Raw genomic sequence first — 24,391 nt, forward strand, 5'->3', positions numbered from 1 at the left:
GCATTTTCACCCAAGCATATCCCTGTTGCCCGGCGGACGCGTATCTGGTATCCAAGCGTGTTGCTCATTCGTTGCGTCTGTAACACCCGGAGGAAATTCACATGGCACGAAAAGCCGTCGACGCCGACGCCTTGCGCAAGGAAGCTCTCGGCACTGCCCTGACCACCATCGAGCGCAAATTCGGCAAGGGCGCCATCATGCGCCTTGACGACGAGGCGTCCCACGCCATCCCCTTCATCCCCACGGGTTCCATCGGCCTGGACATCGCCCTTGGCATCGGCGGCGTGCCGCGCGGCCGCGTCATAGAGATTTACGGCCCGGAATCGTCAGGCAAGACGACCCTGGCCCTGCACATCGTGGCCCAGGCGCAAAAACAGGGCGGCAACGCAGCCTTTGTGGACGCGGAGCACGCCCTTGACCCCGGCTATGCCAAGCGGCTGGGCGTCAAGACCGACGAGATGCTCATCTCCCAGCCCGACTATGGCGAGCAGGCGCTGGAAATCGCCGACCTGCTGGTGCGCTCCGGCGCTGTGGACGTGATCGTCATCGACTCGGTGGCCGCGCTCATCCCCCAGGCCGAGCTGGAAGGCCAGATGGGCGAGACCCAGGTGGGCGGTCAGGCCCGGCTCATGTCCCATGCCCTGCGCAAGCTGACTGGCACCATCCACAAGTCCAACTGCGTGGTCATCTTCATCAACCAGATCCGCATGAAGATCGGCATGACCGGCTACGGCAACCCGGAGACCACCTCTGGCGGCAACGCGCTCAAGTTCTACGCCTCCTGCCGGCTCGACATCCGCCGCATCCAGACCCTCAAGGACAAGGACGAATCCTACGGCATTCGCGCCCGGATCAAGGTGGTCAAGAACAAGGTCGCCCCGCCCTTCAGGGAGGCGCTGGTGGACGTGCTCTACGGCCAGGGCATCAGCCGCACCGGCGAGCTGATCGACATGGGCGTGGAGCTCGGCATCATCGAAAAATCCGGCTCCTGGTTCGCCTTTGGGTCCGAAAAACTCGGCCAGGGCAAGGAGAACGTGCGCCAGCTGCTTGAGGACAACCCGGATATCGCCGGGGCCATCGAGGAAAAACTCATGGCCCACCTGGGATATCGCGGCGAGCCGGCAGCAGGCAAGCTCACCCGGTCGACCAGGGACTCGGCCGGGGACTCGACCGGGGACTCGACCGAAACCGACGACTAGACACCGTATACGCCCGGCAACGGCGCCTCGGCCACCCGGCCCGGGGCGCTTTTGTCTGGAACCTAATTTTGTGGAGAACACCGAACCATGCACGCTGCTGAAATCCGCCAGAGATTCCTCGAATATTTCCAGGAGAACAACCACGCCATCGTGGAGTCGTCGCCGCTCATTCCCAAGGACGACCCCACCCTGCTCTTCACCAACGCGGGCATGGTCCAGTTCAAGCGGCTCTTCCTCGGGCAGGAAAAGCGCGAGTACAGCCGGGCCACCACCTCGCAAAAATGCCTGCGCGTGGGCGGCAAGCACAACGACCTGGAGAACGTGGGCCGCACCGCGCGCCACCACACCTTCTTCGAGATGCTCGGCAACTTCTCGTTCGGCGACTATTTCAAGGAAGACGCCATCCGCTACTGCTGGCAGTTCCTGACCGAGGAGCTGAAGCTGCCCAAGGACCGCCTCTATATTACAATATATAAAGACGACGACGAGGCAGGCGAGCTGTGGCAGAAGGTGGCGGGCGTCCCGATCGAGCGCATCTACCGGCTGGGCGAGAAGGACAACTTCTGGTCCATGGGCGACACCGGCCCGTGCGGCCCGTGCTCCGAGGTCCACTTCGACCAGGGCGAGCATGTGGGCTGCGGCCCGGAGTGCGGCATCGGCAAGTGCGACTGTGACCGCTACCTCGAAATCTGGAACCTCGTGTTCATGCAATACGACCAGGCCGAGGACGGCACCCGCACGCCCCTGCCGCGCCCGTCCATCGACACGGGCATGGGATTGGAGCGCATCGCCGCCGTGTGCCAGGGCGTGGCCTCCAACTACGAGACCGACCTTTTCCAGTCCATCATCCGCTACACCGCCGAGCTGGCCGGGGTGAAATACCGCGAAAATCAGGAAATCGACACCGCGCTCCAGGTCATCGCCGATCACAGCCGGGCCATCGCCTTCCTCATCCCGGATCAGGTTCTGCCCTCCAACGAAGGGAGGGGGTACATCCTGCGCCGCCTCATCCGCCGCGCCTGCCGTTTTGGCAAGCTCATGGGCCTGACCGAGCCGTTCCTGTGGAAGACCGCCAGCAAGGTCGTGGACGACATGGGCGGCCATTTCTCGGAGCTTAGGGATTCCAAGGAGTTCATGATCGAGGTGGTCCGGGGCGAGGAAGAGGGCTTTGCCAAGACCCTGGACAAGGGGCTGGACATGCTCGAAGCCGAGCTGGCCGAACTGACTGCGGCCAAGGCCGCCATCGTGCCCGGCGACACCGCCTTCAGGCTCTACGACACCTACGGATTTCCCATCGACATCGTCCGCGACGTGGCCGAGCGCCAGGGCATGAGCGTGGACGAGCCGGGCTTCGACGCCCTGATGCAGGAACAGAAATCCCGCTCCAAGGCAGCCTGGAAGGGTTCGGGCGACAAGGACGTGGCCGCAGTGTTCCACACCCTGCTCGAACAGGGGATCACCAGCGGATTCACGGGCTACGAGACCATGGCCGACCAGTCCGAGATCACCCATGTGCTCAGCCCGGCGGGCGCAGTGGTCGAGCGTCTTGCCGCGGGCGACACCGGCTGGGTCGTGACCCGGTCCACCCCGTTCTACGGCGAATCCGGCGGCCAGACCGGCGACACCGGCGAAATCGCGGCCTCGTCGGGCCGGGGTGCGGTCACCGACACGGTCAAGCCGTCCCAGTCGCTCACCGCCCACAAGGTCGAGATGGCCCAGGGCGAGCTCAAGCCCGGCAACTCCGTGTTCCTGACCGTGGACCGGGGCCAGCGGCTGGCCACCATGCGCAACCATACCGTCACCCACCTGCTCCACGCGGCCCTGCAAAAGGTGCTGGGCGACCACGCCCGGCAGGCAGGCTCGCTGGTCGGGCCGGACCGGCTGCGCTTTGATTTCACCCACATCAAGGGACTGACCGTGGAGGAGATTGGCCGCGTCGAAACCCTGGTCAACCAGAGTATCCTCGACGCCATCCCGGTCAGCCGCGAGGTCATGAGCATCGAACAAGCCCAGACCAAAGGGGCGACCGCCCTGTTTGGCGAAAAATACGGGGACACGGTCTCGGTCATTGAAGTGCCCGGCGTGTCCATGGAATTCTGCGGCGGCACCCACCTCGACAACACCGGCATCGCCGGATCGTTCGTCATCGTCAGCGAGTCCGGCGTGGCCGCAGGCATCCGGCGCATCGAGGCGGCCACCGGCGGCAACGCCATCGCCTACTTCAACGAGCGGCGCGCGGCGGCTGCCGAGGCCTCGTCCATGCTCAAGGCCCAGCCCGCCGAACTGCCCGCCAGGGTCCGCGCCCTGCAACAGCAGGTCAAGGACATGGCCCGCGAGATGAAGCAGCTCCAGACCAGGCTCGCTTCCGGCACGGGCCGCGACATGCTCGCCGAGGCGCAGCAGATAGGCGGGGTCACGGTGCTGGCCGTCGAGGTGGAGGCCCCGGACATGAACGTCATGCTCGAACAGATGGACGCCCTGCGCAGCAAGCTGCCGTCGGCCATCGTCTGCCTCGTGGCCGGACACGCGGACGGCAAGGTCTCGGTGGCCCTGTCCGTGACCAAGGACCTGCATGGCCGGTTCAAGGCTGGCGAGCTGATCAAGCCCGTGGCCGCCGAGGTGGGCGGCGGAGGCGGCGGACGCCCGGATCTGGCCCGCGCGGGCGGCACCGATGCCTCGGGTATCAAGAACGCGCTGGCCAAGCTGAAAGAGCTTGTGGCCGGATAGATTTTTGTGTATCACCGGTCTCCCGGTCGCGAGAGGCGGGCCCAAGGAACAACCCCGTTACACCCCGTTCCTTTGGCAGCGCAGACCATGACCGGGCGAACGCCATAAACGACAGTTGACAAGGACTGCCGATCAAATCATCCGCCGGGGCCAAGGGCTGCGGCAGACGATACGGTATCGGCGGTCTGAAAAATGGGTTGACACACGGAATCAAACTCCGTAAAAGTCCCCTTCTCAGTTTGCGCAAGGAGCATTCACCATGAAGACATATAGCCCCAAGCCGGAAGACGCGAACCGCGAATGGTTCATCGTCGACGCCACCGACAAGATCCTCGGCCGCTTGGCCACCGAGATCACCACCCGTCTGCGTGGCAAGCACAAGCCTGAATTCGCCCCCCACATGGACATGGGCGACTTCATCGTCGTGATCAACGCCGAGAAGATCAAGGTGACCGGCCAGAAGCTCGACAAGAAGATGTACTACAAGCACTCCAACCATCCCGGCGGGCTCAAGGAAAAGACCCTGCGCGAGATGCTGGACAAGAAGCCTGAGAACGTCATCACCGCCGCAGTCAAGGGCATGCTGCCCAAGAACCGCCTGGCCGCCCAGCTTCTCAAGAAGCTCAAGGTCTACGCCGGTTCCGAGCACCCGCACGCTGCCCAGGCTCCCAAAACTCTGGATATCTAATCGGGGATTATCATGAGCGATTTCACTTACAGCACTGGCAAGAGAAAGAACGCCATCTCCCGCACCCGCCTCTACGCCGGGACCGGGCAGATCACCGTCAACGGTCGTCCCTTTGAGGACTACTTCCCCCGCAAGACCCTGCAGATGATCGTCCAGCAGCCGCTCAAACTGGTGCGCATGCTCGAACGGTTTGACATCAAGGCCAACTGCACCGGCGGCGGTGTCACCGGACAGGCCGAGGCCCTGCGCCACGGCATCTCCCGCGCCCTGTGCGAGATCAACCCCGAGCTTCGCGCCGTGCTCAAGCCCGCCGGTCTGCTGACCCGCGATGCACGCAAGAAGGAACGCAAAAAGTACGGCCTGCGCGGCGCCCGCGCCAGCTTCCAGTACTCCAAGCGTTAAGCCGCTTCCGGGATACACGGTTCATTCAAGGCCGACACCCTCATGGTGTCGGCCTTTTCCTGTCTGGCGCGGAGCGAACGGGCCACAGGCAGTGCTGCGCAGACCAGTCCAAGCCAACGCGCATTCACTCCTTGCCCTGGCTCGCCGTTTTCCCGTATAACCCCGGCATGCCGTCAAAGAAAAAACCCCAGCCGCACATGCTCTTCGCCACCCCGGAAGGCGAAATCTACGACCACCCGGATCTGCTCATGCTCTGCCGCCGGGGCAACGAGTTCGGCCTGCCCCGGCCCGACGAGATCACGCCGCTGCCCGAGGAGTCGGAGTTCTTCCTGCTGCCGGGCCGCCACGCCATGGGCTACGACCCGGAGACCGGCCAGACCGAGGTCATGGAAGAGCTGGCCGTGGCCGCCTTTGCCTGCCCCGGCAACACCGTCACCGGCATCGCGGCCTACGAGACCGACGACGGCGCGCCCATCCTGCCCCTGCTCTCCTACGCGGCCATCGGCTTTGCCAACGGCAAATTCTGGGTCTGCGCCAAACAGGTGGACGAAGACAAACGGCAGGTCTTCACGCACATCCCGCCGGACCGCATCGAGGCGGGCGCGCACCAGCTCATCACGGAGATGCCCCAGAACCGACTGGTCAACCATCTGGCCGGGTGCGCCCTGACCAACGGCTGCCCGGCGGCCAAGAATCTCGCCCTGGGCCGGTTCGAGTGTCCGCTGCCCACCTCGCGCACCTGCAACGCCCAGTGCGTGGGCTGCATTTCCCATCAGCCCGAGGATTCGGGCTTTCCCTCGCCCCAGTGCCGTATCGCCTTCACGCCCACGGCAGAGGAGATCGTCCAGATCATGCGCCGGCACGAGGCGCGCGAGCGCAACCCCATCTTCTCCTTTGGTCAGGGGTGCGAGGGCGAGCCGCTGCTCGAGGCCGAGCTCATCTGCGAGGCGGTCAAGGCCTACCGCGCCGACGGCGGCACCGGCACGGTCAATGTCAACACCAACTGCTCCCGGCCCCAGGCCATGCCCGCCCTCAAGATCGCCGGGGTCAACTCCATCCGCATCAGCCTCAACTCGGCCAGACCCGGCCCCTACGAGGCCTACTACCGGCCAAAGGGGTATACCTTTGACGACGTGCGCGAGGCCGCGGCCAAGGCCCACGACGTGGGGCTGTTCATCTCCCTGAACCTGCTCTATTTCCCCGGCATCACCGATACCGAGGAGGAGCTGGCCGCACTCATCGAACTGGGCGAGACCTGCCGCTACGACTTTGTCCAGCTCAGAAACCTCAACCTCGATCCGGAGCTGTACCTGCGCCTGATGGCCCCGTTCGGCCACTCCCCGTGCATGGGCTTCATGAACTTCAAAAAACGGCTGAAAAAGGGTTTGCCCTGGATCAACTACGGGTATTTCAACCCCTATCTCCCCTGACCAGCCACGGAGCCAGCCATGTCGGTGATCATTAGAAAGAGTCTGCTCGAACTCATTTTTTCTGGCGCGTTCATGAAACGCTGGAACGACAAGCTGCGGCCCATGGAGCTGGTGGAGGTGGACAAGCAGGCCCACAAGATGATCGTGGCCTGGCTTCTGTTCGTGCTCAACTCCGGGTCCATGGATGTGGCCAGCAAGCGCGCTCTGGGCGAATCCATCGTCGAGGGCGGCATCTTTGACTATCTCTACCGCCTCGTCATCACCGACATCAAGCCGCCTGTCTTCTACCGCATCAAGGAGAACCCGGCGGACTACCAGACCCTGACCAACTGGGTCCTCTCCGAGCTGCGCCCGCGCATCACGCCCCTGGGCGACGACTTCATGCGCCGCATGTCCGCCTATCTCATGCAGCCCGAGGACACCGGGCTGGCCCGGCGCATCCTGCATGCGGCCCATCTCTACGCCAGCTATTCAGAATTCAAGCTGCTCAAATCCATCAACCGCATGGACCACGAGCTGATAGAGATCGAGCAGAGCTTCATCGACCGCTTGAGCGCCATGCGCGACATCACGGGCGTGGCCGAGCTGCTGGACGAGGACAGCAACGTCTTTGGCCGGTTCGCGCGCATGTGCGGCAGGCTGCGCTTCCAGAAGCGCTGGTCCCAGACCCCGCGCGTGCCCGAAACCTCGGTGCTGGGGCATCTGTTCATCGTGGCCGCCTTCTCCTGGTTCTTCAGCATGGAGGTGGGCGCCTGCCGCGCCCGCTGCCAGAACAACTTCTTTGCCGGGCTGTTCCACGACCTGCCGGAGCTTTTGACCCGCGACATCATCTCGCCGGTCAAAAGCTCGTCCCAGGACATCGCGGACCTCATCCACGAGTATGAAAACCGCGAGCTGCACCGGGTCGTGCTCACCCCCCTCAAGGAGGGCGGCTATTCGGTCATCGCGGACCGGCTCGAATACCTGCTCGGCCTGGCCGTGGGCAGCGAGTTCAAGGCCACCATCTGCCAGGACGGGGCCGTGGTCGAGGCCGACGAGGCCCAGCTCGCAGGCGGGTTCAACCAGGATTCCCTGGACCCCAAGGACGGCCCCCTGCTCAAGGTGTGCGACTCCCTGGCCGCCTTCATCGAGGCCCATACTGCCCTGAAGAACGGCATCTCCTCGGGCCAGTTGCACCACGCCCTGTACCGCATCCGCGCCCGCTACAACGAGACCCCGGTCATCGCCGGGGTCCAGATCAGCGCCCTGCTCGCCGATTTCGACTAGTGTGCCCCCCGGCCTGACCGGCCGATCCGCGCGCCCCCTTGCCTTGCGGCGCGGATGGGCGTATACGGAATCCGGATTGTTCACACGCCGCAGCTATTCGCCCAAGGCCCGCCCGTGCGGGAGTGCGGCGATCCGGCACAACATCGGGGCGAACAGCACATGCACATTTCCGAAGGAGTCCTGTCCGCACCCGTGCTGCTCGGCGGGGCCGCCCTGGCCATTGCGGGCACGGCCATCGGGCTGAAGAGGACCGACTACGACCGGATCATGCCCGTGGCCATCCTCTCGGCGGCCTTTTTCATCGCCTCCCTGGTGCATGTGCCCATCGGGCCGGTGAGCGCGCATCTGGTGCTCAACGGGCTGCTGGGCGTCATGCTCGGCTGGGCGGCCTTTCCGTCCATCCTGGTGGCCCTGCTGCTCCAGGCCGTGCTCTTCCAGTACGGCGGGCTGACCTCCCTTGGCGTCAACACCTTCAACATGGCCGCACCGGCAGTGCTGTGCTATTTCCTCTTCCGTCCCCTGCTGGCCAAAGGGACGACCTTCCGCTTTGCCGCCGCCTTTGCCTGCGGGTTCGTGGCCGTGCTGCTCAGCGCCGTGCTCACCGCCGGCTCGCTGGCCCTGTCGGGCGACGCCTTCAACAGCGCGGCGGGCGCCCTACTGGCGGCCCATCTGCCGATCATGGTCATCGAGGGCGTCATCACCGGCTTTGCCTACACCTTTCTCGCCAAGGTCAAGCCCGAGGCCCTGGCCGCACCCATCAACTGATCCCGGAGCCGTCATGACCCGATACGCCCTTGCCGCCTGCGCCCTCCTGGCCGCCATCCTCTGCCTGGCCCCGGCCAGCCACGCCCACCGGGTCAACATCTTCGCCTATGTGGACGGCGACACCGTGGTCACGGACAGCGGCTACAGCCGCACCAGCCGGGTCATGGGCGGCACTGTCGAGGTCTTTGACGCGACCACGGGGCAGCGTCTGCTCTCCGGCACCACCGACGACACAGGGCATTTTGCCTTCCCGGTTCCGGAGCAGGCGCGCGCCGGAGCCATGGACCTGCGCCTCCTGCTCACGGCAGGCGAAGGCCATCAGGCCAAGTGGACCATCAAGGCCGAGGAACTGGCGGCAGCTGCGACCCTTGCCGGGACGACTGCCGGGACGGCTGCGGTACAACCGGCGCAATCGGCCACCCCTGCCCCGGCGCAGGTCGCGCCCACGCCCACCCTGTCGATGACGACCGGTCAGCAGGACCAGCTCACCGCTGCCCCACTCACCGCCGCCCAGGCAGACGCCATGCTGCGCCGCGAGCTGGCCCCGATAAAGCAGATGCTCGCCGAGCTGAACCAGCCCGGACCAGGCATGACCGAGGTCGTCGGCGGCATCGGCTACATCCTCGGCATCTTCGGCATCGCCGCCTACATGAAAAGCCGCAGCCGTCCCGCAAGCCAGGAGTGAGCCACGGGGCGCGGTTTTGAGGCTGCGAATCATTGTCGCGCCGTTCCTTTTGTGCTAATTTCCCTCCATGACGAACCCATAATTCGCGTAGTGCAATGATTCCAACCAGTAGGAAGTCGGCTTTCCCGACCCCTGCGGGTTGCATTGACCGGCAACGCCGGCATACACCAAAAACAGCCAGGGGGACCATGCGACTCACCACGCGCAGCAGATACGGCACACGGATGGCTCTGGACATCGCCCAGCACTGCGGCCCCGGCCCGGTCAGGATCCAGGACATCGCCGAGCGGCAGGGGGTTTCCACCAAATACCTCGAAAAGCTCATTCGCAGGCTCAAGGACGGCGGCTATGTGGTCAGCAAGCGCGGCCCCAGGGGCGGCCACACCCTGGCCCGGCCCGCCTCCGAAATCCTCATAGGCGAGCTGGTCCGCGTGCTTGAGGGCGACGACTCGCTGGTGGAATGCCGCACCGGCAAGAAGGACTGCCAGCGCCGCAGCGTCTGCCTCACCAGCAGGCTGTGGGTCGAAGCGGCAGAGGCCATGTACCAGCGCCTCAACTCCTTCACCCTGGCCGACATGCTCGCCGATGCCGAGCAGTGCTCCAAGCCCGAAGCGCCCCCCATGCTCATGGACTGACGCGACCGGTTCAAGCACTTGTTTCACCCCGAGAATGGGGGTAGTGATCTGGCTGGAGCAACCCAGGAGAAGCCATGTTCCGCTTTCTGCGCGACCCCATGAACGGCCTGACCCACTGCGTTGCCGCGGCCCTGGCCGTGGCCGGAACGGTCGCGCTCATCCTGCGCTCCCTTGATCCGGTCCAACCCCTGCACATCGTGGCCTTCTCCATCTTCGGGGGCGGCATGATCCTGCTCTACACGGCCAGCACCCTCTACCACTGGCTGCCCCTTGACGAGCGGGGCGTCCGCGTCCTGCGCCGGGTGGACCACTCCATGATCTTCATCTCCATCGCGGCCACCTACACGCCCATCTGCCTCATCACCCTGCGCGGCCCGTGGGGGTGGTCCATCCTCTCCGTCGTCTGGACCGTCGCCCTGGCCGGAATCCTGCTCAAGGTCTTGTGGATCACGGCCCCGCGTTGGCTCTCCACGGCCATCTACCTGGGCATGGGTTGGATAGCCCTGGTCGGCATCTACCCCCTGGTCAGGAGCCTGCCCCTGGCCGGGCTGACCTGGCTCGTGTCCGGCGGGCTGCTCTACAGCCTGGGCGCGGTCATCTACGCCCTCAAGCGGCCCGATCCCTTCCCCGGCTCCCTCGGATTCCACGAGATCTTCCACCTCTTCGTCATCGGCGGCAGCGCCTGCCATTTCATCCTCATGTACCGCTTCGTCTGATCGACCACGCCCGCCAGCCAGCCAAAACCGCCCTGCCTCTGACAGCGCATCCCTGGATTCCCTGGAACCGGGTCGAAAAATTTGGCCCAGACACGGGCCAGGGCCGGACATGTTGAAATTTTTATACCCAGGCAGGCGCGCTACCGACGAAAGCCCAAACAAACGCCAATCACAACTAGCTGTTTTTATACTATAAATTTTTTATACGCACAACATCCAACGTTTGGCACACCTCCTGCTAAAAGAAAAGCATCTTCCTTTTTTGCACCGAGAAAGTTCAGGCCTCCGCAAGGAGGCCTTTCTCGTTTCGCGCTCTGGCACCGGAGCGCGGCCCTGGGCCCGGCCAGAAATCCGGACCAAAAAAAAGACCCGATCCCGGATATGCGGGATCGGGCCTCTCGCCCGGCACAAGGCCGGGAGCGGCGGCTGACGCCTAGCTCTCCTCGTCCTTGTCTGCCGGGGCCTGCTCGTCGGAGTCATCACCAGGATCGTTGTCGGGCTGGCCGTCCTGGTCGTCCGACTGTTTGCGCGTCATCTTGCGCTGCATCTTCTCTTCCTTTTTCTTCTGTTTCGCCAAATCCTTCTGACGCTTTTCGAACTTGTAGTTACGGTTGACCAATGGTCCTCCTCTGGGCTGAATGGTTGCGAGAAAGAAAACGCCCGCCTCCCGAAAGAGAGGCGGGCGCCGGGGACCAGATTATTTCCCGGATATGAAGGCTACCAACGGGGGCGTTCCGCGCGGGGCTTGGCCTCGTTGACCTTGATGTTGCGACCGCCGAAATCCTTGCCATCCAGGTTCTCGATGGCTTCAAGAGCGCCGGCATCGTCCATCTCGACGAAGCCGAAGCCGCGGGGACGACCAGTCTCGCGATCTTCGATGAGTTTGACGGAGGTCACCTCGCCGTACGCGCCAAACGCTGCACGGATTTCGTCTTCGGTGGCGGACCAGGGCAGATTGCCGACATAAATGTTCTTGGACATTGGAAAAAGTCTCCTGAAAGAATGAGTGACAACGAATGGCGCCCGTACACCAAACTTAAAGAAGCAACGCACAAGATGCACGCCGCTTCTTGATATCCCTGTCTCTATTCCAACCAGCGCCGGACAACATTCAGACCGCGCCTCCACGGGTGCCGCTGGTATAATGGTTTTAAGCGTAGGCCACCAGAAAAATAAAAGCAAGAGCCTGACACTGGATTTTGTCAAAAATTTCTCCCTGCCAGCGGCAGGAAATCTTGGCAAAAACGGTCTGCATGGGGTGGGTCGCCGATGCCATCAGCCCCGCGGATCATCTCCGCTGGCGGCCTTTGCCTTGCCCCGGCCAAAGAACCCGGCCACACGGCGGCCCGCACGGGCGATCCGGCCCTGATCCGCAGCCGCTTTCCCGGTCGTTTTCCCGGCCACGCCCCCTGCCCTGCTCTTTGCTCCCTTGCGGACGGCCCTGAGCCTTTCCAGGGCCTTGGCCGCCGCGCTTCTGGCCGCCGCGCCTGCCCGGCCCGCAGCCTGGCCCACGGTCCGACCCAGGCTCCTGGTTCCCCCGCCCACGGCCCCGACCGTGCCGGAGACAGCGCCGGACACCGCACCGCTCACGCCCTGGAAGGCTCGCACCGACCCGGATCTGACCGCCGAAGTCGAGCCCCTGACCAGGGCCTTGGTGACATAGAGCACGGTCTCCGCGCTCATGGTCACGAACAGTTTCGAGGCCTCCAGCGTGGCCGAGCGGCGCATGGCCCCCCTGGCGTCGAGGCGCAGGCTCAGATAGTCGCGGGCCACGATGCCGCAGCGCAGGGTGAGCAGGCAGTTGGTGGAGCCGCTCAGGACCGAGGCGGTGATGACCCCGGCCACGGCCTGGGCGCCCGGCACCGCGCCGATGGCCGAGCCGCCCACCAGCGGCCCCATCAGCTCGCGCACGTACTCGTCCACGCCCAGCTCGTCGATGGCCCCGGCCAAGAACGAGGTCACGGCGATATTGGCGTAGAGATTGATCATTTCCCGATAATGGGGCCGCTGGTTGTAGAGCCGGGAAATGCGCCACGTCAGCCGGGTGATGAGAAAGAGGACCACCAGCGCGTCCAGCCGCCCGTTCTGGGCCAGGGCCGTGCTGATGAAGACCTGCTTGGCCGTGGTCCGTATCTCGCTGTCGGCCCTGGCCTTGAGCACGCCAAGGGCCGCTTCGAGGTCCGCGTCCGAGACCACGCGCACGCCTGCCTCGCGCAGGGTCCGGTTGCTGCGCAGCCGCTGGCCCAGGGTGCGCCGGAATTCGGCCAGATCCTCGGGCGTGGGGTCTGCATACACGAGCATGGGCTTTGGCCGGACCAGGGCCACGGCCAGCGCCCAGCCCAGCGAAACCAGGACCGGAATGAAGAGCGCCCAGAAAGCCCATGGCTCCAGGGCCGGGTTGAACCGCCCGGCAAAGGCGGCCAGCCCGGCGACGCTCTCATAGAGAAACGCCAGGAACGAGGCGACAATGATCACCCCGACCAGGGTGAGGAGGTTTTTCATGTATCTGGGCATGTCTCGTTCACTACCCCGTTTCCGCCCCGGTGCAAAGCCGCTTTGAACCCCGGCGTTGAACCTGGCTCACAATCCGCAAAAAAAAGGCCGGGCGAACCCGGCCTTTGTCATTCTCTGCGAAACAGGTCGGCGGTCTAGTCCGGGAAGGCGAGCAGGGGCTCGATGACCTGCTGCATGGCCTTGCCCGTGGCCGTGTCGCGGTGGACCTTCATGAAGGGGAACCCCTCGTCGCCCGAAATAGAGACTTCGGGGTCCAGGGGGATGCGGCCCAGGAAGCGGACCCCGGCCTCCCTGGCCAGCTCTTCGCCGCCGCCGGTGTTGAAGATGTTGTGGACCGCGCCGCAGTCCGGGCAGGCAAAGCCGGACATGTTCTCGACAATGCCGAGCACCCGGTTGCCCAGCTCGCCCACAAAGGAGACCGAGCGGCGCACATCGTCCACGGCCACGCCCTGGGGCGTGGTGACGATGACCGCGATGGCCGTGGGTCCGAGGGTTTGCAGGGTGGAGAGCGGCTCGTCGCCCGTGCCGGGGGGACAGTCCACGATGAGGAAGTCGAGGTCGCCCCACATGACATCCTCCACGAACTGCTTGATCAGCCCCATCTTGACCGGCCCGCGCCAGATCACGGCCTGCTTGTCGTCCTCCAGCAGAAATCCGAGGGACATGACCGAGAGATTCTTGCTCCAGGGCACCGGCTCCATGACATGATCGCCCATGTGCGGTTTCTGCCCCTTGAGGGAAAGCAGGCGGGGGATGCTCGGACCGTGCACGTCCACGTCGAGCAGGCCGACCTTCTTGCCGGCCAGGGACAGGGCCACGGCGATGTTGGCGGCCACGGTGGACTTGCCCACCCCGCCCTTGCCGGACATGACCACTATCTTGTGCCGGATGCGGCCCAGGGTCTTCTGAAGCTTCTCGTCAGCCTTGTCGCATCCGCTCTCGCTGGAGCAGCTGCCGTCCGGCGCGGCTGAGGCGCACCCACTGCATTCACTCATGACACTCTCCTGAAAAAAGCGGCCCAGGGCCGCGAAAGGTGTTGGCCCGCATCACGGGCATCCTGTTTCGACTGAAGTGATCTAGAGATAACCACAGTCGGGAAAAAGTCAAATTCGCCAACGGGATTCACTCCCGCCCCTTGCGCGCCTGGGGCGGCCTCTCCCCGCTGTCGGTTCCGGGGCGGCGGCAGCCGGGCATGGTCAGACCGGCCAGGGTGCCGTCCTGATAGGCGGCCACCACCTCGTCGATCCTGCCGGTGAGCCAGGGGATGACGCCCACCCCGTTGCCCTGGAGACGGGCGCGGGTGTCAACGCCGATGGCTCCGCACAACAAAAAGGTTACCCCGCAGGCCAATATGGCGGATGTCCTGTCCATAGGGTCCTTTGAGGGAAGGGATAGGCGGCCTGCGGGGTAAATAGTGTCGTCACGTATTTCAAATAGCTTGTACTCGTCCGCATTCTCGCAGACGGATGCCAGCCGGTCCTGATAGCACGCCAGACAGAGCAGCGTTCCGGGTTCATGGCGCATGCAAGCTCCACCCCCAGCAGGACCGATCCGACATGCTTTTCATAGAGCATGGACCGTGCCATGGGCGTTTGTTCAATTATGACTGATGAATGCGGGAAAGCCGCGCCGGAGGGTGGGCGATTTTTGCGCCCATGCGCTCCGGAAAGGACTTATTCTGCGTCGTCGGGGCAGCGGGCGAGCAGTCGGCGCAGGGTGTCCTTGGAGATGTCGAGCTCGCGGCAGGCGGCCATCTTCCTGCCGCCCTGCCGCTCCACGGCCCGCCATGCGGCGCGGCACTTGATCTCCTCCATGGTGCCGCACAGGTCGGCCCCCTGGGCCGAGCGCCCGGCGGGATGGAGATATTCCGGCAGGTGCTCGATCTGGATGAACCCGGCGTTGCACAGGATAAAGGCGTATTCCAGGATATTCTCCAGCTCGCGGATGTTGCCGGGATACTCGTGGCGCATGAGCAGTTGGAGCACGTCCTCGCTGACGCCCCGGACCGCCCTGCCCTGGACCGTGTTGAACTCGTCCACAAAGTGGTCGATGAGCAGGGGGATGTCCTCGCGCCTGTCCCTGAGGGCGGGCAGACGCAGGGAGACGACGTTGAGCCGGTAGTAGAGATCCTGGCGGAACAACCCCTCGGCCATGCGGGCGTGCAGGTCGGCATTGGTGGCGGCCACCACGCGCACATCCGCGCTGACCGGCCCCAGCCCGCCCAGGGGCTCGTAGGTCTTCTCCTGCAGAAAGCGCAGCAGCTTGACCTGGAGCAGGCCCGGCAGGTCGCCGATCTCGTCGAGAAACACGGTACCGCCCTCGGCCAGGGCGATGCGGCCCGGCTTGTCCGTGCGCGCGTCGGTGAACGCCCCGGCCTTGTAGCCGAACAGCTCGGATTCGAGCAGGCTGTCGGGCAGCGCGCCGCAGTTGACTGCCACGAACGGCCCGTCCTTGCGCGGGCTCAAGGCGTGGATGGCGCGGGCGAACAGCTCCTTGCCCGTCCCAGATGGGCCGAGAATGAGCGCCGTGGCCTCGCTTGAGCTCACCTGCGGCAGGATGCCGAAGAGTTTTTCCAGGGCCGGACTGCGGCCTATGATGTCCTCGAACCGGTACAGCCCCTCGACCTTCTTGCGCATGACATGGATCTCGGTCAGATCACGGAAGGTCTCCACCCCGCCCACCACCTCGCCCCGGCTGTTGCGCAGCGGCGAGGCCGAGATGGACACCGGCACCCTGGTGCCGTCGCCCCGGACGATGAAGATGGACTTGTTGACCACGCGCCCGCTGCAACGCAGGCAGTGGTCGATGACGCACTGGCCGTCGCACAGGCTGGAGCGCAGCACGTCCCAGCACTTGCGGCCCACGGCCTCATCGGCGGCAATGCCGGTGATGCGCTGGGCCGACTCGTTGAAGTAGGTCACGTTCCAATCGGTGTCCACGGTGAAGAGGCCGTCGGCGATGGACGCGAACACTTCTTCCAGGGCCAGGTCTTGGGGAAAAGGCATGGCGCGAGCATACCCCCTCGACGCAATTATGCCAATGGTTCGGGACGCTGTTTCGCACACCCGCCCCGAACCTCCACACAAAAACCCCCTCGCCGGGGCAAGGGGGTTCGGATCGGTGCAGGAAAGCTGCCGGGCTAGAGCTTCTCGGCCCGCTTGGCGCGGAGCCAGTCGTACCAGCCATCCATGTTCTCGCCTTTTCTGGCGGACACGGGAAAGACCTTGATGTCCTTGTTCAGCTTGCGGGCGTGGCCCTCGGCCTTGGCCAGGTCAAAGTCCACATAGGGCAGCAGATCGATCTTGTTGAGCAGCATGACTGCGGAGATGTGGAACATGAGGGGATACTTCTCAGGCTTGTCGTCACCTTCGGCCACGGACAGGAGCGTGACCTTGTAGTCCTCGCCCACCTCGAACTCAGCCGGACAGACGAGGTTGCCCACGTTCTCCACGAACAGGATGTCCACCCCGTCCAGGTCCAGGGCCTTGATGGCCTCAAGGACCATGCCCGAATCGAGATGGCAGCCGCCCTCGGTGTTGATCTGCACGGCCTGGGCGCCGGTGGCGGCCACACGCCGGGCGTCGTTGTCCGTTTGCAGGTCGCCCTCGACCACAGCCATCCGGAACTCGTCCTTCAGGTCGGTCAGGGTGCGCTCCAGCAGCGTGGTCTTGCCCGCGCCGGGCGAGCTCATGAGGTTCAGACAGAGTATCTTCTTGGCCTTGAACGTGGCCCGCAACTCTTCAGCGAGCTTGTCGTTGGCCTCAAGCACGTTGCGGACAATGCTGACTTCCTGGGACATGGCGATTCCTCTCCTTATTGCTTACGCGTCGTCGATCTCTATGGAATCGATGAGCATTTCCTTTCCCTGCAAGACCTTGTGGCCGAGCAGCGCCTCGCACTTGGGGCAGGGCATGCAGCGGGCGTGCTCCGGGCTGAACTCCTCGCCGCACTCGCCGCAGGCCACCCGGATGGGGATCTCGACCACCTCAAGCTGTGCGCCGTCGAACTCGCCGCCGGGCGTGAGCGCCTCCCAGGCGAAAAGCAGCGATTCGGTGACGATGCCAGCCAGCGCGCCGTTCCTGACCACCACCTTCCTGAGGCGTTGGCCGTCGTATTTGACCATTTCCTCGCGCAGGATGCCGAGGATGGATTCGACTATTGACATTTCATGCATGGAGAGTTCGCTTACCCCATAAACACGAGGGGGGCAAGAGGACACGAACACCTTGATCAAACTCGACTTCCGGGAGAGGAAATGGCGAGCATGGGACCGCCCTCTGGTTGTCATGCCCATTGCACGACCCGTGGAAACAGGCTAGCGTGGAAAACCGTCGACACCTATCCCCGGCAGGCAACCTCCAACCCGACCCGCCATGAAACTGAGAAACATCACCTTCATCAGCATCGCCGCCCTGACTCTTGTCTTTGTGGCCATCGAATCCTGGGTTTCGCAGTCCGTGGTCAAGCAGGGATTCGACACCCTGGAGCGGGAATTCGCGGTCGCCGATGCCAGAAGGGTCAGAAACGAGGTACTGCGCGAAATCGAAGCGCTCGGCACCTTCGTGTGGGACTGGTCCTCCTGGGACGACACCTACGATTTCGCCAGGACCGGCAACCCGGAATACATCGAGTCCAACCTGCCCATTGAGACCTTTGACAACCAGTCGCTGAACGCGATTATCATCACGGACACCCAGGGCCGCCTCGTCTTTGGCCGCGCCCTGGACACCGAGCGAAACGACGACACCCCCATGCTTGAGCGGCTCATGGCAGCGGTCATGGAACGGCCCGCCAACGGGCAGGGAGAGATCAAGGGACTGCTGGCCGTGCCCGAAGGAATCCTGTTCTTCGCCCGCCGCGACATCCTCAACTCACAGGACCTGGGGCCGCCCGCCGGGCGCATGCTCATGGCCCGCCTGCTGACCGAGGAAACCCGGCAGGCCATAGCCGAGCGGCTCGAACTCCCGGTTGAATTCTTCCCGGTCGCAGACGGCGACACCGGCTTGGCCCCGGTCACGCTGGAATCGCTCACCCACGGCGACGGGCTGTTCGTGGAGGAGCAGGACGCAGACATCATCAACGGCTACGCCCTGCTGCGCGATGCGGACGGCCAGCCCGCGCTTGTGGTCAAGGCGGTCCGGGAGCGCTCGATCTCCAGGCAGGGCCGCTCCGTGGCCAACCTCAACTTCATGATCCTGGCCGCAGTCCTGGTCGCCTTCAGCCTGCTCGTGTTCTACCTGCTGCAAAGCAAGGTGCTCTCCCGCATGGAGCGGCTCAACGCCGAGGTCAAGACACTGAACGGCAGCGGAGAGGTCACGGTCCAGGGCCGGGACGAAATCGCGGAGCTGAGCCGGAACATCAACGCCATGCTCCATCAGATCGACGAGAGCCGGACCGCGCTCCAGACCGCGCACGACGACCTGGAGCGCAAGGTCAGGGAGCGGACCGCCGAGTTGGAAAAGGCCAACCGGGAACTCCAGTGGCTGGATCAGGCCAAGTCGCATTTTCTCTCCTCCACCTCCCACGAGCTGCGCACCCCGCTGACCTCGATCCTCGGCTTTGTCAAGCTCATGGAACGGACCTTCAAGGAGACCTTTGAGCCAAGCCTCGCGGCCAGCGCCGAGCCGCCAGAAAAAATCGCCAAGCACCTGCAAAACTACAAGATCGTCAGGGCAGAGGCAGAGCGGCTGAGTCGGCTCATCAACGACCTGCTCGACTTCAGCAAGATCTCGGCAGGCAAGGTGGACTGGCACGAAGACGAGGTAACCCCGGCGGAACTGGTGCGCGACGCGGGCGAGGCCATCGCCGGGCAACTGGGGGACAATCCGCAGGTGGAACTGACCACCGACGTTGCCCCGGACCTGCCCACCCTGCGCGTGAGCCGCGACCGCATCCATCAGGTGTTGATCAACCTGCTGGGCAACGCGGCCAGGCACACCGAGAGCGGATACATCCGCATTGCCGCGCGCCGAAGCGGTGACGCCATCGAGTTCTCGGTCAGCGACACCGGCGTCGGCGTGCTGCTCGAGGACAGGGAGCGCATCTTCGAGGTTTTCTACCAATCCACCGGGGAGTACAGGGACGCGGGGCGCTCTGCCGGGACCGGCCTCGGGCTGGCCATCTGCAAGGAGATCGTCGAGCACTACGGCGGTCGCATCCGTGTCGAATCCGAGCCGGGCAAGGGCAGTGTTTTCAGCTTCTCCCTGCCGATCTCGCGGCCGATCTCCCTGACTGTTCAGGCCTGACCCGCCCCCCTGTTTCCACTGGGCGCAGGCTTGACATGACGGACGATCTGGTCTTTCATCACCCCACTTGTTCTCAGGGCGGGGTGAAAGTCCCCACCGGCGGTGATCCGGCCTTGGCCGGAAAGCCCGCGAGCGCTCCCCCGCGCGGGGGAGGTCAGCAGACCCGGTGCGACTCCGGGGCCGACGGTAACAGTCCGGATGAAAGAGAATGAGACAGTCCGCACCGTGGCCGCGCGCCTGCGCCCGGCCCACGTCTGCTCCCGTGTGTCCGCGTTTGTCTACGCCCGCATCCGGGAGACTGTCTTTCCTTGCGCCCTGATTCACCCAGACTCTTCAAGGAGTTCCATGATGAATCAGTCCCTGCTCAGCCTGTTCGGCACCCCTGCCGAACGCGTCGAAAACGCCCTGGCCGCCCTGCGCGACGGCCACGGCATCCTGGTCACCGACAACGAGGACCGGGAGAACGAAGGCGATCTCATCTTCGCCGCCCAGACCCTGACCGAGGCCCAGATGGCCCTGCTCATCCGCGAGTGCAGCGGCATCGTCTGCCTGTGCCTGACCGACGAGAAGGCCCGCTCCCTGAACCTGCCCATGATGGTGGAGCACAATGACAGCCGCTATCAGACCGCCTTCACCATCTCCATCGAGGCCGCGCGCGGCGTGACCACCGGAGTGTCCGCCGCCGACCGCACGGCCACGGTCCTGGCCGCAGTGGCCGACAACGCCCTGCCCTCGGACCTGGCCAGCCCCGGCCATGTCTTCCCCCTGCGCGCCCGGCCCGGCGGCGTGCTGGAGCGCGGCGGCCACACCGAGGCCACCGTGGACATGGCCCGCATGGCCGGGCTCGCCCCCTGCGGCGTGCTCTGCGAGCTGACCAACCCGGACGGCACCATGGCCCGCCTGCCCGAGATCGTGGCCTTTGCGCACAAGCACGGCCTGCCCGTATGCACCGTGGCTGACATCGTCGCTTATCGACAAGCGCACGAAAAAGCCGCTGCCTGACCTTTGACCATCACCTTTGAGAACAGGAGGCCCCGCATGACACGGGGCCTTCTTGTTCCCGCTCCGGGAAGATGCGGTGTTCATGGCGGAATCGCCCCATGGCGCAAGGCAGCCCTGGCCGCCACGGGCGGTCAATGAAACAGTCGGGCGCGGGAATCCTGGGGCAATTCTTCGACGAGTTCGCCGTATCGCGGCCCCTGGAGTGCCATGGCGGCCCGGAGCAGCAAGGGGGTGAGGTCCGGAGGGACCAATCGATCGGCGCAGTCGGGCGCGTGGCTGCACGGCGAGTCTGGCCGGACACCCTCCATGGCCCGCCCGAGGGAATCGTGACCCCAGATGTTCACCCCCGCCCGCTCGCCCACGGCAGCCAGCGTGAGCATGGCCCGGAGGGCAAAACCGCTTGGCGCGGGCCTGCCGGAAATGGTCATGGCCGCCATGCGTTGGCAGGAACCCTCGACCGTGTCGCGGGCCAGGGCACCATCGCCGACAAAGAGGGCAAAGGCAGCCACCTGGGCGTCGCGCCACAGGCCGAGGCAGCCCTGGTCAGCGGCGGCCTGCCGCCCGAATTCGCTGCCACGCAGCCAGCGGAGAAACTCGCCAAACCATCCCTTGACCGCGCGGTCCACCGCCCTGCTCCAGGCCGGGGAGTCAGCGAGAAGGCACGCGGCCTCAACTGCGTCGATCAGGTCGCGGGCTTCGATGATGCCGGTATGGCTGCCGATATGGTTGCCGGTAATATCGGCGGGCCGGGCATGGGCATACGTCATGGCGGGCCGGGCGCGCGTCAGGGAGTCGCAGCACCACGCCCAGAGCAGGGCCGTGCCCTTGCCCGCGTAGTCGGCGTTGCCGGTCAGATGCCACGCCTGGGCCAGGGTCAGGCTGTCGCGCGCCATGCGGCGCAGGCGCAAGCGGTCGTATGTGTCGGCGCAGGGATCGCTGTCCTGAGCCGCATCCGGGGCCAGGGACCAGAAGTCGTGCAGATCGCCGCCGGGCGGGGGTCCGGGCTTGAGGACCACGGCCTGGGCCTGGGCGGCCATGGCCGCGTCCGCGTCCCGGATCAGGGCGCTCAGGGCGGGCATGAGCGCGGGATCGCCCGCCAGCACCTGCGCGCGTGTCCGGGCAAGGACTTCGGGTGAAAAGACGATGGTCGGCGGCTCGCCTGCCAAGCTTGCAACGGGCGCGGGCCAGGGGGCCAGGAGCGCGGCCAAGAACGCGGCCAAGAACGCTGTCAGACGCAGCAGGCCCGCAAGCCGGGCGCACGGGGCGCGAGACCGGCCCGCCACGCTCATCCCTTGAGCTTGGTGACCATCTTGAGCATGGTGTAGACCTTGACCGGCCCGCCGGGCACGTTGCGCGAGTCAAAGCTCGACGCCCGGCGAAAGCGCAGTTTTCCGAAGAACTCCAGCGCGTCCGGGTTGGCCTCGTAGCAGTACAGGGTGATGGTGGGAAAGCCCATGGCCCGGAACTCGGACTCGATCCAGTGGATCAGGGCGCGGCCCACCCCCTGCCGCTGGTAGATGGGGTCCACCCACAGCTCGGTGATGGTGTTGTCCGAGTACATGACGAAGCCGACCACGCGGCCCATGATCTCGGCCACCCCGGCCCGGCTCAGGCTGGTGCGCACTGTGCGCTCGGCCATGTTGCCGTCGTACCACTCGCGCACGTACTGCTCGGGCATGAAGGTGGCGTAGCTCTGGGCAAAGGCGTCGCGCATGATCTGTTCCATGACAAAGACATCGTTCTGGGTCGCAGGGCGGGTGTAGGGAGGGATGCTCATTGTTTCAGCCTCGGATCAAGCAAATCCCGCAGGGATTCGCCAAGCAGGTTGTAGCCCAGGACCGTGACGAGGATGGCCAGGCCGGGAAAGACCGACAGCCACCACGCAATGCCCAGCACTTCCTTGCCCTCAAGGAGCATGTTGCCCCAGGAGGCATCGGGCGGCTGGACGCCCAGGCCGAGAAAGGAGAGGGAGGATTCCGTCAAGATCGCCCCGGCCACGCCCAGGGTGGCCGAGACCAGCACCGGGGCCAGGGCATTGGGCAGGATGTGGCGCAGGATGATGCGGCTTGACCCGGCCCCGGCGGCGCGGGCGGCCAGCACATAGTCGCGCTCGCGTATGGTCAGGGTCTCGGCGCGCACCAGCCGGGCCACGCCCATCCAGCCCGTCAGGCCGATGACCACCATGATGTTGGTCAGGCTCGGCTCCAGAAAGGCGATGACCGCCAGGATCAGGAAAAACGACGGGAAGCAGAGCATGACATCCACCCCGCGCATGATGATCTCGTCGGCCAGCCGTCCGAAGTAGCCAGCCACCAGCCCGAGGACCAGCCCGATGGACGTGGCGATGCCAACGGCCACGAACCCCACCCACAGCGAGACGCGCCCGCCGAACAGGATGCGCGAGAACACGTCGCGGCCCAGGGCGTCGGTGCCCATCAGGTGCGCGGCGCTGGGAGCCCTGAGCAGGGCGTCCACATTGATCAGGTCCGGATTATAGGGGGCCACCCACGGGGCGAGCAGCGCGCCCAGCGACATCAGCCCGACGATGAGCCCGCCCGCCGCCAGCAGGGCGTGGCGCGACCAGGGCGAGGGCCGTTTCAGGGGGCGTCGTTTCCGGATGCGGGCGGGCAGGGTCATCGCTCGCGCCCTCCACCCAGGCGCACGCGCGGGTCGGCCAGCCCGTAGCCCATGTCTGCCAGCAGGTTGCCCGCCAGGGTCAGCACCGCGCCCAGCACGAGGCTGCCCATGATCAGCGGGTAGTCGCGGGCCATGACCGCCTGATAAAAGAGCTGGCCCAGTCCGGGCAGGGCAAAGATGGATTCGATGATCACCGAGCCGCCGATAAGGGCAGGCACCGACAGGCCGAGGATGGTGATGACCGGCATGAGCGCGTTCCTGAGCGCATGCTTGAAGAGCACCACCCGGCTGGGCAGCCCCTTGGCCCGCGCGGTCATGATGTAGTCCTGGCGCAGCACCTCAAGCATGGAGGAGCGCATGAAGCGGGACATGCCCGCCCAGGAGCCGGAGGTGTAGATGAAGACCGGCAGGATGAGGTGTTTGATGACGTCCCAGACCTTTTGCGGCCCGGACATGGTCTCGTACCCCATGGACGTGAGCCCGGAGATGGGCAGGATGGGCCAGGCGATGCCGAGCCAGAGCATGAGCAGCAGCGCCAGCCAGAAGCCGGGCATGGCAAAGCCGATGAAGACCACCACCGTGGAGAGTCTGTCAAAGGTGCCGCCCCGCCACCACGCCGCGGCCACGCCGATGGGCACGGCAATGAGCAGGGTCAGGACCAGCGAGGCCACGTTCATGCCAAAGGTGAGCGGCAGCCGCTCCTTGATCTTGTCCCACACGGGCCGGTGGTCGCCGGACATGGACTGGCCGAAGTCGAGCCGCACCAGCCGCGATATCCAGCTGGCGTACTGGATGTGCAGGGGCTGGTCGAGGCCGTAGAGTTTTTCGAGCTGGGCACGGGCTTCCATGCCCGCCTCGGGATTGAGCGTGGTCTGCAAATCCGTGGGCGAGCCGGGCGCAAGGTGGATGACCCAGAAGCTGATGACCGTGATGCCCAGAAAGACCACGCCCACCCAGATGAGTTTGATGAAAATCCGCTTGAGTATCTGGGCCATTGATCGTCCTTGTCGTTCCTGTCCTGCTCCCTACTTACTGCAAGAAGCCAGTCGAATCAATGAACACCGCCCACAATAATCCGGCCCCCAGCCCTATTTCCGATTGACATCCGCCGCCCCCTTGGCTAATTACCCTCCACCCAACAGCGTGGGGCTGTAGCTCAGTTGGGAGAGCGCTTGAATGGCATTCAAGAGGTCGTGGGTTCGATTCCCTCCAGCTCCACCACAAGAAAGTTAAGGGTTTCAAGTAAATACTTGGAACCCTTTTTTCGTGCCTGATGGCGGATTTCAGGAAAATGTCCGCTCTGTGTCCGCCGCTTCCGACGGGGTTGTAAGCTGACACCCGCCCGGAACACCCCTGTAGGGGGACACTTAACTTGAGAAGGTAGGAAGTGCCGGGGGAATCTGGCACAGGCTCCCCAAGTTCATGCTGGGCTGCGATGTCGGCTTCACCATGATTCGATATCGCCACCATTGATCCGGCT

24 protein-coding genes, 1 tRNA gene and 1 riboswitch are annotated in these 24,391 nt (G+C 64.8%); of the genes, 13 read left to right on the forward strand and 12 right to left on the reverse strand.

Going from position 1 to position 24,391, the window contains the following annotated elements; translation table 11 throughout:
• Window positions 1–101: 101 nt before the first annotated feature.
• From recA to trhA, 10 genes are all read left to right on the forward strand, one after another.
• A complete protein-coding gene (gene recA, locus DAES_RS13715) occupies window positions 102–1,199 on the forward strand; it encodes a recombinase RecA (RefSeq protein ID WP_013515636.1) in 1,098 nt (365 codons plus the stop codon).
• Window positions 1,200–1,286: 87 nt separating this feature from the next.
• Complete coding sequence (gene alaS / locus DAES_RS13720; RefSeq protein ID WP_013515637.1) at window positions 1,287–3,926, forward strand: alanine--tRNA ligase; 2,640 nt, start codon at window positions 1,287–1,289, stop codon at window positions 3,924–3,926.
• A 259-nt stretch (window positions 3,927–4,185) separates the two neighbouring features.
• A complete protein-coding gene (rplM, locus tag DAES_RS13725) occupies window positions 4,186–4,614 on the forward strand; it encodes a 50S ribosomal protein L13 (protein WP_013515638.1) in 429 nt (142 codons plus the stop codon).
• A gap of 12 nt (window positions 4,615–4,626) precedes the next feature.
• Complete coding sequence (rpsI, locus tag DAES_RS13730) at window positions 4,627–5,016, forward strand: 30S ribosomal protein S9 (RefSeq protein WP_013515639.1); 390 nt, start codon at window positions 4,627–4,629, stop codon at window positions 5,014–5,016.
• Window positions 5,017–5,183: 167 nt separating this feature from the next.
• On the forward strand, window positions 5,184–6,446 hold the full coding sequence (locus tag DAES_RS13735) for a radical SAM protein (protein WP_013515640.1): 1,263 nt from the start codon (window positions 5,184–5,186) through the stop codon (window positions 6,444–6,446).
• Between the two features lie 18 nt (window positions 6,447–6,464).
• Window positions 6,465–7,712, forward strand: a complete 1,248-nt coding sequence (locus tag DAES_RS13740) for an HD domain-containing protein (protein ID WP_013515641.1) — start codon at window positions 6,465–6,467, stop codon at window positions 7,710–7,712.
• Window positions 7,713–7,871: 159 nt separating this feature from the next.
• Window positions 7,872–8,477, forward strand: a complete 606-nt coding sequence (gene cbiM, locus DAES_RS13745; RefSeq protein ID WP_013515642.1) for a cobalt transporter CbiM — start codon at window positions 7,872–7,874, stop codon at window positions 8,475–8,477.
• 13 nt (window positions 8,478–8,490) lie between these two features.
• Window positions 8,491–9,162, forward strand: coding sequence for a hypothetical protein (locus DAES_RS13750; protein ID WP_013515643.1), 672 nt, complete (start codon window positions 8,491–8,493; stop codon window positions 9,160–9,162).
• 188 nt (window positions 9,163–9,350) lie between these two features.
• Entirely contained in the window at window positions 9,351–9,797 is a 447-nt protein-coding gene (locus DAES_RS13755; protein ID WP_013515644.1) for an RrF2 family transcriptional regulator, read from the forward strand.
• Between the two features lie 74 nt (window positions 9,798–9,871).
• Window positions 9,872–10,513 (forward strand): PAQR family membrane homeostasis protein TrhA, encoded by a 642-nt coding sequence (gene trhA, locus DAES_RS13760; protein WP_013515645.1) that lies wholly within the window; start codon window positions 9,872–9,874, stop codon window positions 10,511–10,513.
• A gap of 433 nt (window positions 10,514–10,946) precedes the next feature.
• Here trhA and DAES_RS13765 read toward each other — a convergent pair whose 3' ends face one another.
• From DAES_RS13765 to DAES_RS13800, 8 genes are all read right to left on the reverse strand, one after another.
• Window positions 10,947–11,132 (reverse strand): hypothetical protein, encoded by a 186-nt coding sequence (locus DAES_RS13765; RefSeq protein ID WP_013515646.1) that lies wholly within the window; start codon window positions 11,130–11,132, stop codon window positions 10,947–10,949.
• A gap of 98 nt (window positions 11,133–11,230) precedes the next feature.
• Window positions 11,231–11,494 carry an RNA recognition motif domain-containing protein gene (locus DAES_RS13770; protein WP_013515647.1) on the reverse strand — a complete coding sequence of 88 codons (264 nt, stop codon included), beginning with the start codon at window positions 11,492–11,494 and terminating at the stop codon, window positions 11,231–11,233.
• Window positions 11,495–11,788: 294 nt separating this feature from the next.
• A complete protein-coding gene (locus DAES_RS13775; protein WP_013515649.1) occupies window positions 11,789–13,015 on the reverse strand; it encodes a DUF697 domain-containing protein in 1,227 nt (408 codons plus the stop codon).
• Between the two features lie 146 nt (window positions 13,016–13,161).
• Complete coding sequence (locus tag DAES_RS13780) at window positions 13,162–14,022, reverse strand: Mrp/NBP35 family ATP-binding protein (protein WP_013515650.1); 861 nt, start codon at window positions 14,020–14,022, stop codon at window positions 13,162–13,164.
• Between the two features lie 127 nt (window positions 14,023–14,149).
• Window positions 14,150–14,398, reverse strand: a complete 249-nt coding sequence (locus DAES_RS17995) for a NifB/NifX family molybdenum-iron cluster-binding protein (RefSeq protein ID WP_236608414.1) — start codon at window positions 14,396–14,398, stop codon at window positions 14,150–14,152.
• Between the two features lie 302 nt (window positions 14,399–14,700).
• Window positions 14,701–16,032, reverse strand: coding sequence for a sigma-54 interaction domain-containing protein (locus tag DAES_RS13790; protein WP_013515652.1), 1,332 nt, complete (start codon window positions 16,030–16,032; stop codon window positions 14,701–14,703).
• A gap of 134 nt (window positions 16,033–16,166) precedes the next feature.
• Window positions 16,167–16,826, reverse strand: coding sequence for a hydrogenase nickel incorporation protein HypB (gene hypB / locus DAES_RS13795; RefSeq protein WP_013515653.1), 660 nt, complete (start codon window positions 16,824–16,826; stop codon window positions 16,167–16,169).
• Window positions 16,827–16,847: 21 nt separating this feature from the next.
• Window positions 16,848–17,201 carry a hydrogenase maturation nickel metallochaperone HypA/HybF gene (locus DAES_RS13800; RefSeq protein WP_041271450.1) on the reverse strand — a complete coding sequence of 118 codons (354 nt, stop codon included), beginning with the start codon at window positions 17,199–17,201 and terminating at the stop codon, window positions 16,848–16,850.
• Window positions 17,202–17,400: 199 nt separating this feature from the next.
• Between DAES_RS13800 and DAES_RS17045 the strand changes: the two genes are divergently transcribed.
• Both DAES_RS17045 and ribB read left to right on the forward strand, forming a co-directional pair.
• On the forward strand, window positions 17,401–19,272 hold the full coding sequence (locus DAES_RS17045) for a sensor histidine kinase (RefSeq protein WP_013515655.1): 1,872 nt from the start codon (window positions 17,401–17,403) through the stop codon (window positions 19,270–19,272).
• 65 nt (window positions 19,273–19,337) lie between these two features.
• Window positions 19,338–19,486, forward strand: a riboswitch (FMN riboswitch).
• A gap of 134 nt (window positions 19,487–19,620) precedes the next feature.
• Window positions 19,621–20,274 carry a 3,4-dihydroxy-2-butanone-4-phosphate synthase gene (gene ribB / locus DAES_RS13810; protein ID WP_013515656.1) on the forward strand — a complete coding sequence of 218 codons (654 nt, stop codon included), beginning with the start codon at window positions 19,621–19,623 and terminating at the stop codon, window positions 20,272–20,274.
• A gap of 131 nt (window positions 20,275–20,405) precedes the next feature.
• On the opposite strand, the gene DAES_RS13815 is transcribed toward ribB, so the two are convergent.
• From DAES_RS13815 to DAES_RS13830, 4 genes are read right to left on the reverse strand one after another with little or no spacing between them, the layout of a single operon-like run.
• Window positions 20,406–21,557 (reverse strand): alginate lyase family protein, encoded by a 1,152-nt coding sequence (locus DAES_RS13815; protein ID WP_041271451.1) that lies wholly within the window; start codon window positions 21,555–21,557, stop codon window positions 20,406–20,408.
• 2 nt (window positions 21,558–21,559) lie between these two features.
• On the reverse strand, window positions 21,560–22,051 hold the full coding sequence (locus DAES_RS13820) for a GNAT family N-acetyltransferase (RefSeq protein WP_013515658.1): 492 nt from the start codon (window positions 22,049–22,051) through the stop codon (window positions 21,560–21,562).
• The gene (locus tag DAES_RS13825; protein ID WP_013515659.1) at window positions 22,048–22,911 is read right to left on the reverse strand and encodes an ABC transporter permease; all 864 of its coding nucleotides are present in this window, start codon (window positions 22,909–22,911) and stop codon (window positions 22,048–22,050) included. The genes DAES_RS13820 and DAES_RS13825 overlap by 4 nt, the downstream gene beginning before the upstream one ends.
• Window positions 22,908–23,906, reverse strand: coding sequence for an ABC transporter permease (locus DAES_RS13830; protein WP_013515660.1), 999 nt, complete (start codon window positions 23,904–23,906; stop codon window positions 22,908–22,910). Before DAES_RS13830 ends, DAES_RS13825 begins: the two co-directional genes overlap by 4 nt.
• 150 nt (window positions 23,907–24,056) lie before the next feature.
• Here DAES_RS13830 and DAES_RS13835 point away from each other — a divergent pair.
• Window positions 24,057–24,132: transfer RNA gene (locus DAES_RS13835), tRNA-Ala, on the forward strand.
• Window positions 24,133–24,391 lie beyond the last annotated feature (259 nt).

This window comes from Pseudodesulfovibrio aespoeensis Aspo-2 (assembly GCF_000176915.2).
GTDB lineage: Bacteria > Desulfobacterota > Desulfovibrionia > Desulfovibrionales > Desulfovibrionaceae > Pseudodesulfovibrio > Pseudodesulfovibrio aespoeensis.